Here is a 12,785-nt window from a genome sequence, read left to right on the forward strand (position 1 = left end):
AGGCAGCCCATGAAACAACGTCAAAGATGCTGTCGCAGCGCTCGGCGCCTAGCGGCATTCAGGTCAGACACCTTATGGGGCGATGCCAACTACCCAGAGGTTGGCTGAGAGTGGACGCCGGTTCATCTTGAATAGATGAGTAACCATCAATCTATTTTTGAGGGAGCAACAGCAGCTACCTCGACAAGCGAAGGATTGCCGCCATGCAGAAGAAACTTAGAGACACCAAGGGTGGTAGCCGCCCCCTAGAGACTCCACCGCTGCAAAATGGCGACCTGTTCGCCGGCATCCCTTCTGCACAAAAGGGGGCGGTCAGTGCTGCGCTTAGCGACGAGATAAATTCGCACCGGGCCAGGCTGGCGCCGTTTTTCAATGGGCACGCCAAGCCTAATCCTTCGGTTAGTTTCGCCAACGACGGCACTGGCTTCGGTAAGTCCTACAACGTGTTTGACCAGTTCATCGAGCACGCGGCAGTGCGTGGCGAACGTGGTGGCCACCGCAACCTGTTCTTTATCACCCCGCACAAGGCACAGATAGACGTCTCCAAGGCAACTCAGGAGAAGGCAGCTGCTCGGGGTGTCAGTATCCTCAGTTTCCTGGCGGAGCAGGATTTATCCGACCTCAACTTTGTCGGCTGGGTATCGGGTATTTGCAATGAAGATCTATACGTCGGCTGGACTAGAGTTCTCAAAACTGAGTACTACCGCGAGACTATTGGCGAACTGAGTAGCGCTATTAGTGGACTCAAGATCACTGAGGCGGAGCAGACTCGATTCCTGAAGTCGGGGGTCACCGACTACCTGCGAGAAGCTGATCTTGAGCGTCGGATTGATGCCGCTAAAAGCTGCCTGCTCTATGCGTTGCAAGACTTGGCCAAGGCGGTAATCCGGGAGAAGGTTGGTTTTGAGTTCCAGACCACCCACGAGCACTTTCAGCGTGCCAATGACGACCGTGATCGGGCCAAGATCCAAATCATCGATCACGTTCTACCGTTCGAGCGGGCCAAGGTGGGACCTACCATCTTCGTTGCCACCACCGCCCGATTCCTGAAACGCGCGTTCATCGGATATTTAGACAACAAGAAAGAACCCAATATCAAGAAGCTGGGCTTTGACGAAATTCTCGGAGCTAAGCGCGGCCCAACCGATGCGGATGAGGACGCCGCCGCCCCGATTGGGGCAGCCTGCAGCCTGAGCCATGATGAGCAAATTGCGTACCTGAAGAGTGACTTTTTCCTCCCCGACGAGGCCAACTATTTCCAGCTGAACGGAATCACCTTCAACCTCGTCATCGACGAGGAGCACGACAGCTACGACCGAATTTTTGAGGACGGTAAGAAGAAGCTGATCAGCGAGAAGGTCAAGCCCCCTCATGTTATTGCCGGCCTCCACCGCCTGATGGAAATGATTTCGGCAACGTATGGCCCTGACGAGGAGGAGCCCATCGCGTTCAACGAAGCTGTTGAGCTGATGAATGATCTCCGCCGGCATTACGATGAGGACTGCGAAACCAGCGTCAGCTTGGACTCCATTCTGCAAATGTGTTCCGGGAATGTCGGACACATCACCATCGACAACCGTGATGTCGAGCAGATCCTCGCTTTGTCACGCAACATCTTCAGCATGACGCCAAGGCGCTTCTACAACGAGGATGCCCTCAAGCGTATTCGAATGCGGTCTGTCTGCGGCAAGAGCGAGATCCGCCTGTCCTTCAATGATGGTGGCCCCAGCACAGACCCAACTTTGCACGACTTCTTGCAAGTCATGCTTTGTGCCCTGTACGCCTGCTCCAAGATCCCTCAAAACAGCTCGCTAAGACATTTGCTGGCGCTGGGCGAGGATGCCAGTCAGAACGCCCCACTTTCTGAGTTCATCACGAAGGCTCGTCAGCATAGCTCCTATGTCGCATCCATCTTCGACCGCGCTAAGGACGCCGAGATTTTCGTAGATGCGTTCTTCACCTTCTTCGCTCCCAAAATCGTGTTTTCACTGGTCAAGGTGGACAAGATTCCCTTCGGAAATGACGCGGTGAAGAACCGTATTTTTGTCGACTTCCACCTCGACCTGATCCTGGAACTACCTGAGGTCAAACTGCTTCGTATCCTGCGTGGAACACAGAACAGCGCGATGTGCCTGAGCGCAACAACGGGCTTCAAGGACTCCTATTCAGGGAACTTCTCCAGGAAAATGCTGAGCCGCTATGGGGAAGCGCTTGGCGATAACCTTGGTGTACGAGTAATTCAGCGGTCTGTAGCGGACGTATGTGCAATGGAAGACCTCCGTGAGGCCCGCGCCAAAGCCAGAACGATGCAAGTCAGGCCCTTCCACAACACCTCTGCAGATGAGATCAGCGGTTTGCGCAGCGACCCTGCCTTCCGGAGTGCATACAAATTCTGGTCAAACGCCCTGCTTCCTCAGGGCTACCGTGAAAGCAAGTATCGAATGTCAGCCTACCGCCGGCAGATCGAGGCCATGCTCATGGCCGCCTGGGATGGAAAGAACACCTTCATTCTCTCCCTGAACAACCGTTTTGCAGATCTTTTTAGAACCCTGTTGGCACAGGGCCTTGAGGGTCGCTTGAAGGGTTTTCGGCGCAAGCACCAAGACAAGATTTTCGAGCTGAAACCTTTTGAGGACAAAACTAGGATCAGGGTCATCCTCTTCAGCTCCCAGCTGGCTAAAGAGGTCAACATCGACGAGTACCTTAAGGTTGATGCAGATACTCGCATTTGCCTGATCTCCGCATACGGCAGCGCTGGTACCGGCCTCAATCTGTTCATTGAGCGAAGCGAGGACAACTTCCACCAAGACTTCGACCGTCTGGTGCTGGTCAATACCCCCTTCTACAGCGCGATCCGCGAGAAGGACACCGGCCTCAATACCGTCAAAAACCATATTCTCCTGCTGAAACACATCTCATCCGGGGAGAACGAGGCTGTTCGTTTGTCTGAGTTCGACTCAAACCTGATGCAGCCCAAGAATCGCCGCATCCTGAACCACGAGCATGATCTAGCAGTGCTCAAGGCCATCATCCAGGCTGTAGGTCGCGTTGAAAGACGGGATAGCTATCTCCACACCGAAATCTTCCTACCGAGTGACGTCATCGACGACTTGGTGGTGAGGTATAGCCGGCTTCGCCGTGAAGGTAACGACCTTCTCATCAACAGCCTTTCGCTACTGAATCACAGGCTCATGCAGTTCTGCCTTGAACAAGCGGAGAGACGCTGCTTCCCATCCGAAGTGGAACGCGAGCAATTCACCGCCAACGTAGCCGCCGCTGCTGACGACATCGAAAACTTCTTCAGCGGGGCATTCCGAAACAAGATTCTCAGCAGCGCGCGTGAAGGTAATCGGGATGCCATCGAGCTCAATGAGCTGCTCAGGTCACCAGATAGCATCACCGCCCCTGAAAAGTACGTCCGCAAGCTCCTGGTCTCTCCTCTTGTAAAGGCCTCCAACTACTACCAAGAAGTCATTAGTGCCTTTTACCTTCCGAGGCAAGTAACAGATCGAGTCACCGTCTGCACGAAATCGGAAAGCGTCTACCACCTTACCGACCTGCTTCATGGGCAAGCTGTCTATCAGCCCGGGAAATGGCTGGTTCCTGACTACGTGCGAACTGACGGCAAAGACACTGACTCAGGGCCCGGCATCGTTAATCTAGCGTGCAACATGGCCAGCGATGGGGTGGATGTACACCTACCTAACCCAGCCCTCATCCCGCTCCTGAAGGGGAACGTGGGGGAATTCATCTTCTCGAAGGTGCTCTCTGCATTGGGGATCAAACCACTGAACCTGGATCAGTTGATCGATCTTCTCGGGCCCGCGGTGTACGAGTACTACGACACCTATGTACATGTCGATGACACCATCATCTGCATCGACGTGAAACGATGGTCGGGCACCCTGGACAACCACGAGCAATCTCTCAAAACCCTTCACAGAGCGGAGAAAAAAAGGCAGGACATGTATGAGCTGTGTGGAGCACTGAACCTGACCCCACGCTTCCTCTATGTCAACACTCAACCCAACCACAACGATCTAAATGCCGAGCGCGAGTTCAATTTCGGGGAGTCAATCCACTTCCTAAACGCGTTCAAGACGATCACTAGCTACGTCCCTACCAAAGACAAAAACCGCATCTTTAAAGTCGATGACCGCTTGATGATCAACCCTACTCTGGTACAGCTGCTAAGGAGCGCGGAATGACCCTTTTCAATGTCTTGGAACCAGGAACAGCCGCCAAGGCCCGCACCAACATGCTGAAGCTACCTGGTGACTTGGAGACCATCATTGATCTCTTGTCGGCCCCCACCGAAGGGGTTGGGCATATTCAGGCAGCCGTGGTTGAGGTAACCCGTAACTCCGACGAGAGGACCGAGAGGTACTACCAGCGCGTTGACTCGACCATCAAGGACTTCATCCGCCAGAAGCTTGGCCTTCCTGCTTCCACCAAAGTGCACTACAGCAAATTCAACGCGAGAAAGGGGGCTTTCGGTTTCCTATATCTGAGCGCCTTCCCCCCTGAACCAGGCCAGGTCCGTGAGGTCATCGCTAAGCATTCGCTGAATCCTCTCTACGCGATTCAGGCCCTGCTGGACCTGAAACTCAAACTCTCGTTTCTCATGGATGTGGACAAGCACTACGAAATTGCCCCGGTCGAGTTCAATGCTGACCTGTACATTGGACTGATGCTGAGCCGCACATCCAGGGACGGAAAATTTGTCTTCGATGCACTCGCGTACGACCTGTTCTTCTCCAAAGAACAGGAGCTCGCCATTAAGCTCAATCGAGTGGTCATGGAATGCTCCTCCACACAGGACGCCATCAGCCGATCGATCACAGACAGCGGCGAGCTCATGTTCGACTGGGCCGGGAAGCGATTCGAGCGCACCCGCCGGCTCAGCGCGACAACGAACAGTGATCGCAACTACATGGCCTTCGCCACGAACAATGAAAATGCCAGGGCCTGCGATCGCTATGAAAACAGCATCAACTACCATCAAACCGACTGTATCAATCGAATCGAGCGCTTACTGAATCTGTCAGGGGTTGAGTTTATCCCTGTCGTGTACGAAGCCACTCACCAGGTCAAGGCCTTCCTAGAAGGACTTCCGACCATGTCCAACCCACTTTGGCTGCTCGACACTGTCACGAGCTATTCAAGTGATGAGGCCCGACTTGGCTTCATCAGCGAGCTCGTCGACAGGTTTGGAGCATCAAAAGTGCTGGCCGCCGACTCCCTTCCAGACCCCACGCAACTGGATGTGGGCACAACGAACTATCTGGTTCTTAGTGAGAAGGTCAAAAACGTTGGCGGGAGCAAGAACGGATCCAGCATCTTTGAAACCTCCATCGACGAGTCCTTCAACTCCTTCTGGCAGGCTCTTGCTGCCAAGCAACGCAATCCCACAGCAGAGTTCGACTACTACACGTCGGTGAAACTACATCGCTTCGCCCAGTCTATCGGTAGCATCTGCCAGGGGTTCAACGTAGTCGCCAGCAAGCTGCCATCTGAGGCGGCCATCGAAAAATCCCTGCAGGAGCTGGCCCTAAAAGAGGCAATCCATAAGGACAGAGCCGTAACCATCAGCGAAGCAACGCTGCCCACAATGTCACTGGAGCTGATGAGTTGCCGGAGGGACTGGAAGGAGAACGTCTATATCCAGGTTCTGGATGTATCCATTGCCGGCAAGACAATAAAAATTGAGCGATCGCGACGATACGACGAGGCCTCCAAGGGGGAATTCAACTACGAATTCAAAAAGCTCAGTAGTGCCCTCGGTAAAGGCGATGCGAAACCCTTCGATGTCATTTGGGATGGAGCATTCCTGATCCGCGACAAAGAAACAAACGCCTGGCTAAACGCTTACAGAACCGATCGGATACCCTCGATCATCGGGAACACCCTGTTCGACAACCAGGAGCGTCAGGACAAAGGCATGCCTCCGTCACGAGAGGTCGGCATCCAAATATCTGCCCTCCCGTACTACCTCACGCCAACTAGGCAGAAACAGCGCCATAGCATCTTTATCCAGGATAACGGTACTGAAGGGGCTTGGTTCTTTGTTGCGTCTAACAAAGCAGCCAACAACACCATCCCGAAGCAAAGCCTCGTCTACAACGTAGTAATCACGAACGATTCCGGAGCGAAGGTTCCCGTCTTGAGCCACCCGCTGGGTGAGATGTTCTTCTCTACGTTCACCTTTGACATAGTGAAGCTCCGGGAATCGGCCAAGACCTCGATCCTTCAAAAAATCGTGGAGCTGTGTCTGCACAACTGAACAGAGCGGGACTCCACATTGGCGCCGTACGCAAGGGACACTCCCCCCAGCAGAGATGTTTCGCACCAGATCAAGACGAGGATCGCATTTCGCCTCAAGCGTACTCGAAAGTGTCCGTGCTAGCGGGGCTTCTACAAGGGTGCATTGGTCATGGACGTACCAATATCCAGGGCCCCAGCACATCTGAACTACTACCCCTCGCTCAGCTCCCCTCGGCCCTCGCTATGGCGCAGATCGCGTGGAACTGCGCCAAATTCGACGCTTCAATTGGCGCAGTTCAGAAAACTGCGCCAGAATTGCGCCAACAGCATTCAAACGGCGCCACCTAAGCTATGCCCTCCTCCACAGACATACTCAACAGTATCCAAGCATCTGGGAACGGACTGACGCTGACTGAGCTATTGGCCAAACACCCCGACATTGCTCGGAGAACAGCGCAGCGACTGATTGCAAAGCTGATAGCAAGCGGTCAGATCTCAGCGCAGGGTGAAGGTAGAGCACGGCGCTATTTCGGAACTGCTATCCAAGCAGAAACCAGCACCCTGGACACTGATAGCTTTCCGTCCTTTATCCCGCTGTCGGCAGACAGCCGGGACATCCTCGCTTACATCAACCAACCACCTGAAGCGCGCAAGCCCGTTGGCTACCAGCGCGACTTTCTTGACACCTACCAGCCGAACGCAACGAGCTACCTGCCAGAATCACTGCGGCGCCAACTGCACAGAATGGGCAAAACCACAGATGCCTTGGAGCCTGCAGGCACGTACAGCCGCGCAGTCCTGAATCGCCTGCTGATTGATTTATCGTGGGCATCGAGTCACCTGGAGGGGAACACCTACTCGCGACTCGATACGCGACAGCTGATTGAGCATGGCAAGGCCGCACAAGGCAAAGCAGCCATCGAAACACAGATGATCTTGAACCATAAAACGGCAATCGAGCTGTTGGTCGAGAACATTGAAAGTGCAGAGTTCAACCGCTACACATTGATGAACCTGCACAGCGCCTTGGCCGAGAACCTGCTCCCAAATCCTACAGATGAAGGCCGCATCCGACAGCATGCCGTCGACATTGGGAAAAGCACCTATCGCCCTCTCTCAACACCACAACAGATTGAGGACACCTTGGAGGTTCTGCTTAGCAAGGCCAATCAGATTACTGATCCGTTCGAGCAGTCGTTCTTCATGATGGTGCACCTGCCCTACCTGCAGCCCTTTGCCGACATCAACAAGCGCACCTCCAGACTGGCAGCGAACCTGCCACTGTTTCGCGCCAACCTATGTCCGCTGACATTTCTGGATGTACCCGAACAGGCCTACAGCCGCGCCACGTTGGGCGTATACGAAATGACCCGGGTAGAGCTGCTGCGCGACCTGTACCTCTGGGCCTATGAACGCTCAACGCAGGAGTACCTGGCAATCAAGCAAGACCTTGCTGAACCAGACCCACTTAGACTGACCTGGCGGGACTTCATCAAATCGACCATTCGAGAGGTCGTCACTCATCCTGAGCTTGATCCACTGACCTGCATTCAACACGCAGTAGCTGAGCATGTTTCAGACACTGAGCAGCCAGAAGTACAAGCCCTGATCGTTGAAGAGCTCCGACGACTGCACGAAGGGGTGCTGGCGCGTTACGGATTACGGCCATCCGAGTTCACCCTCTGGAAATCGCGCCATGGGAATTGATGATCTCACACCCAACCATTCACGCCCTCAGACAGAAAGCGAACACTCAATATTAAGCCCTATGGATTACGAAAGCCTTCTTGCACAGGTCGTCCAACTAGTCGAAGACGCTGGCCTGCTGCTCATTACTGAATGGCAGCGCCCAGAAGGACCTCGCGGCTCAGGCGATAAAGCAGATGTCGATGTTGAAATTGAATCACTGCTAAAGCCGCGGTTACTGCAGCTGCTCGACTGTGATTTCTGGGGTGAGGAAACAGGCCATAGGCTCACAGGAGCCAGGTATTGCTGGGTTGTTGACCCCAATGATGGGACTGCAGACTTCCTGAAAGGCCACAAAGGCTCTGCAATATCTGTCGGCTTGCTTGAGGATGCCCAACCGGTGCTTGGCGTGGTCTATGCACCTGTTTTGCTGGATGGTGATTCCGACTGCGTCGCATGGGCAAAAGGGGCACCGTGTGTGCTTCGCAATGGGAGCCCCATTAAAGCGACACTCGCCCAAAAAGAATGGAATCAAGACAGCAGAGTTATGGTCAGCACTGCGGCAACGAACAAGCCCGAAATCAATTCTGAATTGTGCTCACCAGGTTGCTTTGTGGCGATGCCCAGCATCGCCTATCGGTTGGCACGAGTCGCAGCAGGTGATGGGGATGCAGGCGTATCGCTTGTGCCGGTTTCAGCACACGATGTGGCTGCAGGTCATGCGCTGCTAATTGGCGCAGGGGGCGTGCTGATTGACCAGGATGGGAACAGCATCACTTATGTCACTGAAGCCGACATGCAGACAGTATCTCGGAGATGCTTTGGCGGTACGCGAGAAGCCTGCCAGTCACTGGCAAGCCGAAATTGGAGCAAGGTATTTACATGAAAACGCTAAAAGTCGTGATCGAGGATTGGGATGGTGATGGCGCCATTCGCATTCCCGATGAGGTCCTCCAAGAGCTCGGTGTAGATGTTGGTGACTCCCTTTATCTAGTCGAGGAATACGTTGGCTCAACGCGGTGCCTAGTGCTGAGCAAAACTGAACGCACTCCAGACCGCGTTGATGAACTGGTCGGACACTGGGATACCTTCGGAAAAGCGCAGAATGTTACGGATGATTGAGCAGGCAACCAGGCAGAACTGGCTGCCCTGCCTGTCGCATGACGTCATGAGCAAAGCGTTTAGAGGACTGATCGGGGCAACCACCTGAACCAAAACGCCTTGATCAATCCAGTCAGTTCAACTCCCCAGAAAGGATTTGAACGCAAAAAACCCTCCCTGTACCGCGCTAAGCCTTTGAAGTGAAAATCGATTTGGATGCGCTCTTGACGGAAGGCTCAAGGTTCCTATACTGCTCAACGACTGAGTGAAATCCTACAAATCAGTTTTCCGAGGCCAAGCGCCTGAAACGCTGATTTGAGCTGGGCATTTGTGTCTTTGGATTCAAATCCCCCCGGCTCCACCAATTGAAGCAAGCACAAACCCCTGATCTTCCTAGAGAATTTCAGGGGTTTTGTGTTTTCAGGGGCTACGAATGTCCCGAAAGTGTCACGGCAACTCCGTGGTAATCAGGCTGCCGCCGCAACAATACAACTCGACATATTCTGACGAGCAAGCTCTTCTGGCTGTGCTCCCAATAAAGCGCTGCATCGCGAACGCAACCACCGCTCGCCCGGATCACTGTGAGCAGCCCCTCTCCAGACCATCGACAGCTCTTGCTGAGGAAGTACCACTGGCACGGCTTCAGCTCTCAAGCCCCCCGATCCAGACATGGCCTGAGCAACATATTCCGGCACGATGGCAATCATGCTGCTGCCTTCAAGTAGCATGGGTAAGGCGCTGAACTGCGGCACAGCGAGGACGACTTTACGTTGACGCCCAAGCGAATGGAGGGCCCGGTCGGCATTCTCGATAACGTTGCCCATGGACGACACCACGGCATGGGGCCGCCGACAGAACTCTTCCAGGGTCAGTGCGCCAACCTGTGAGTCAGCCCGCAGCAACATCGGGCGAATCGACCGTAAATGCTTACTCCGCGCATTGGCCGGCAGCTGCAAGGCATGGCTGATGCCAAGCGAAATCTCCCCGGATGCAAGCAACTGGGGCAATTGCCATTGATCGGCGCGACGTACCACAAGCCTTATGTTCGGTGCATCGACGCGTAGGCAGCGCAACAGAGTGGGTAACAAGGCGTATTCGACGTCATCGGAAAGACCAATATGAAAAGTGGCTTCACTCGTTGTCGGGTCGAACGTCTGACACTTGCCCAACGCAGCAGCAATACTGTCGAGAGCAGGCGTCAGGTTGGAGAAAATTTCCTGGGCGCGGGATGTAGGCTCCATTACCCGCCCGGTGCGAATGAACAACGGGTCATCGAACAGGTGGCGTAGGCGCCCCAAGGCAGCGCTGACTGCTGGTTGCCCAAGGAACAGTTTCTCGCCGACACGGCTAACATTTTGCTCGTGCATCATGGTTTCGAAAACTACCAGCAGATTGATGTCCGCCCGACGCAAATCATTTCTGTTCATCATGTTAGGCACCTACGCAGAGTTGTACATTTTTGACTGTCGCCGATCAGGCTGTGAGGCGACGCTGCTTGAACACAGTATTGCTGTCGCGATTAACGATGGGCTAGTGTCGCTCTGCGCCTAGCTGTGTCGCGGAATGGGGAACGCCGGATTGAATCTCGAAGACCTGCAAACATTTGTTGAGGTCGCTGATGCTGGCGGAATCTCAGCCGCCGCACGCCACCTTGGAGTTTCCAAATCAATCGTCAGTCGGCGACTGTTCCGACTGGAAGCGGACCTTGGCATTTAGCTTCTCGCACGAACCACCCGCGGTGCGGCACTTACAGAAGCGGGTATGACATTTCGGGAACATGCGGCCCGAGCCAGTGCCGAGATTGAGACGGCCAGGGAAACGATTCTTCCCACCGGGGATCTTCGTGGTCGATTGCGGGTCGCAGTGCCGCTTTCCTCCGGCCCGATACACTTTGCCCCTGTGCTTGCTGAGATGGCACGCCGCTACCCTCGCCTTCAGATTGATGCGGCCTACGGAGATCGCTTCGTCGACCTGGTCGCGGAAGGCTTCGATTGTGCCATCCGGGTCGGAGCCCTACGCGACTCGAACCTGCTGGCCAAACGCGTGGGCCAGATTTACGGCAAGCTCGTCGCCAGCCCGGACTACATCAAGGCACATGGAGCACCCGAGACGCCGGACGAAATCGCCGCCCATCAGGCGTTGCTCGGCGCCGAAAGTTGGCGCTTCATGGATGGAAACAAGGTCATCACCGTGCAGCCGCAGGGACGCTTCAAGAGCGATAACGGCGCGGCGCTCGCCGGTGCTGCGGCAGCGGGGCTCGGTATTGCATGGCTCCCCGATTGTGTCACTTACGAATATCTGGCGTCCGGCGCACTCGTTCCGATCATGACTCGCTATCCACTGCCAGTAGGAGACGTTTACATCGTGCGGCCGCCCAGCGCGCACCCAGCGCAAAAAGTGCGCATCCTCTCGGAGTTGCTGATCGAATCATTTGAAAGTAATCCGCCGTTTACAGATGCGATGGCCAAGGTTGCAGCGACACGCAACCTTACGCCTGGCTGATCACCACCGAACTGCGAACACAATCATCACTATACTTGGCTCAGGACAACTTTCTGGAACGCCAGAACTGCGACGTCCAAAGCAACAATTCGCGTCCGCCATAAATAGGCGCAGAACTGCTGAGCTCGGGCTGCTATCGCGGTAGAAAGCCCTATCAAGCGGGCCGATACCGCAATCATCGGCAGCCGCATTCGATCAAAGCTCGATGCACGCACTTTGTGCCATCAAAGGGTCGGTGTTCACCTGTCCCAGATCCGTGGCATCGCCATCTACCTGGCGCTGCGTTTAGTGCCGTACTGTCTTCAACATGGCAAGGAGAATAACCAAGAAGACACCATGACGCCTTCCTTCGACTGACGCAGGTAGATATCGATCAGCGCCATACAACTGTCGTCGATAACATTTCAATGCGCTCAGCCATCTGCTTAGGAATGCAGGACTTTGGTTCCGCCGTCTGGATAAAGTGGCAGGCGAAGGTCCGTCGCAGAGCCTGGGCGCCTGCCCTTTCCCTAGGAGGATGGCCGTTCTGGCCAGTGCGCAGCGAAACGAGGTGATGGCCGGGCCGGATGCTACCGAGCCAGACTCGCGCGCAGCGTCAGCACGCCCTCTTCCCCCGGTGCCAGGCACAGGCTGTCAGGGCCGCAGCTGGCGGCTTCGACACAGAGAAAGCCCAGACTCTCGTTCCAGCCGACCTCGGTCAGCGGCCGACTGCCGGGGTGCCAGACCACGCTGTTGGCGCCGCCGCGGGTGTCGATGGCCAGGCGCCGCTGCCAGGGCAGGTCCTGCAGCTGCAGCACGCCGGTGTGGCGGAAGATGCGGTGGCAGCCGTCCTCGATGCGCAGTTCGCCTTCCTGGCGGCAGTCTGCGCGGGTCAGCAGGTCATGGCCGCTGGCACCGTCGAGGCCGAGCAGCGCCACGCGCGAGACGTCGCTGATGCGCCAGTAGGCATGCAGGGCATGGCTGAGCTGGCAGGGTTCGCTGTCCTGATGGCGGGTCACCAGGCGCAGCGCCAGGGTTTCGCCCAGTTCGGCCTCGAGGTGCAGCGTCCAGTCGCACAGTTCGAGCTGCCAGAGCAGTTGCACGCCCTGCTCGCCCCAGTCGCAGGCCAGCAGTTGCCACTCCTCGCTCAAGCGCGCCCAGCCGTGAGATGGCCAGCCGCTCTCGCTGGGATGGCGGCCGAACCAGGGCCAGCAGATCTGGGTGCCGCCGCTCTCCGAACCGCCGGCGCCACT

Annotated in this window: 7 protein-coding genes and 1 pseudogene; 6 read left to right on the top strand and 2 right to left on the bottom strand. The window is 55.6% G+C overall.

Features of this window, described 5'->3' with window-relative positions; genetic code table 11:
- The first annotated feature begins 203 nt into the window (after positions 1 to 203).
- The 5 genes from N7333_RS14460 to N7333_RS14480 all read left to right on the top strand — a co-directional run bounded on the left by N7333_RS14460 (position 204) and on the right by N7333_RS14480 (position 9,072).
- On the top strand, positions 204 to 4,208 hold the full coding sequence (locus tag N7333_RS14460) for a hypothetical protein (RefSeq protein ID WP_279859032.1): 4,005 nt from the start codon (positions 204 to 206) through the stop codon (positions 4,206 to 4,208).
- Positions 4,205 to 6,283: a hypothetical protein gene (locus N7333_RS14465; protein ID WP_279859033.1), complete on the top strand. Its 2,079-nt coding sequence runs from the start codon at positions 4,205 to 4,207 to the stop codon at positions 6,281 to 6,283. The genes N7333_RS14460 and N7333_RS14465 overlap by 4 nt, the downstream gene beginning before the upstream one ends.
- A gap of 401 nt (positions 6,284 to 6,684) precedes the next feature.
- Positions 6,685 to 7,971 carry a Fic family protein gene (locus N7333_RS14470; protein WP_279859034.1) on the top strand — a complete coding sequence of 429 codons (1,287 nt, stop codon included), beginning with the start codon at positions 6,685 to 6,687 and terminating at the stop codon, positions 7,969 to 7,971.
- Positions 7,972 to 8,032: 61 nt separating this feature from the next.
- Positions 8,033 to 8,836, top strand: coding sequence for an inositol monophosphatase family protein (locus N7333_RS14475; protein ID WP_279859037.1), 804 nt, complete (start codon positions 8,033 to 8,035; stop codon positions 8,834 to 8,836).
- The gene (locus N7333_RS14480) at positions 8,833 to 9,072 is read left to right on the top strand and encodes an AbrB/MazE/SpoVT family DNA-binding domain-containing protein (protein WP_179575762.1); all 240 of its coding nucleotides are present in this window, start codon (positions 8,833 to 8,835) and stop codon (positions 9,070 to 9,072) included. Before N7333_RS14475 ends, N7333_RS14480 begins: the two co-directional genes overlap by 4 nt.
- 446 nt (positions 9,073 to 9,518) lie before the next feature.
- Here N7333_RS14480 and N7333_RS14485 read toward each other — a convergent pair whose 3' ends face one another.
- Entirely contained in the window at positions 9,519 to 10,481 is a 963-nt protein-coding gene (locus N7333_RS14485; protein WP_129484187.1) for a LysR family transcriptional regulator, read from the bottom strand.
- A gap of 148 nt (positions 10,482 to 10,629) precedes the next feature.
- Here N7333_RS14485 and N7333_RS14495 point away from each other — a divergent pair.
- Positions 10,630 to 11,553: pseudogene (locus tag N7333_RS14495) on the top strand (LysR family transcriptional regulator).
- A gap of 569 nt (positions 11,554 to 12,122) precedes the next feature.
- On the opposite strand, the gene N7333_RS14500 reads toward N7333_RS14495, so the two are convergent.
- The coding region (locus N7333_RS14500) for a D-hexose-6-phosphate mutarotase (RefSeq protein WP_279859035.1) at positions 12,123 to 12,785 on the bottom strand (663 nt) is incomplete at its 5' end.

This window comes from Pseudomonas sp. GD04158 (assembly GCF_029834875.1).
In the GTDB taxonomy this organism is placed as follows: Bacteria; Pseudomonadota; Gammaproteobacteria; order Pseudomonadales; family Pseudomonadaceae; genus Aquipseudomonas; species Aquipseudomonas hydrolytica.

Coding starts and splice junctions, on each gene's coding strand:
- N7333_RS14480 (WP_179575762.1), top strand. CDS start 8,833: ATGAAAACGCTAAAAGTCGTGATCGAGGATTGGGATGGTGATGGCGCC.
- N7333_RS14475 (WP_279859037.1), top strand. CDS start 8,033: ATGGATTACGAAAGCCTTCTTGCACAGGTCGTCCAACTAGTCGAAGAC.
- N7333_RS14485 (WP_129484187.1), bottom strand. CDS start 10,481: ATGATGAACAGAAATGATTTGCGTCGGGCGGACATCAATCTGCTGGTA.
- N7333_RS14465 (WP_279859033.1), top strand. CDS start 4,205: ATGACCCTTTTCAATGTCTTGGAACCAGGAACAGCCGCCAAGGCCCGC.
- N7333_RS14460 (WP_279859032.1), top strand. CDS start 204: ATGCAGAAGAAACTTAGAGACACCAAGGGTGGTAGCCGCCCCCTAGAG.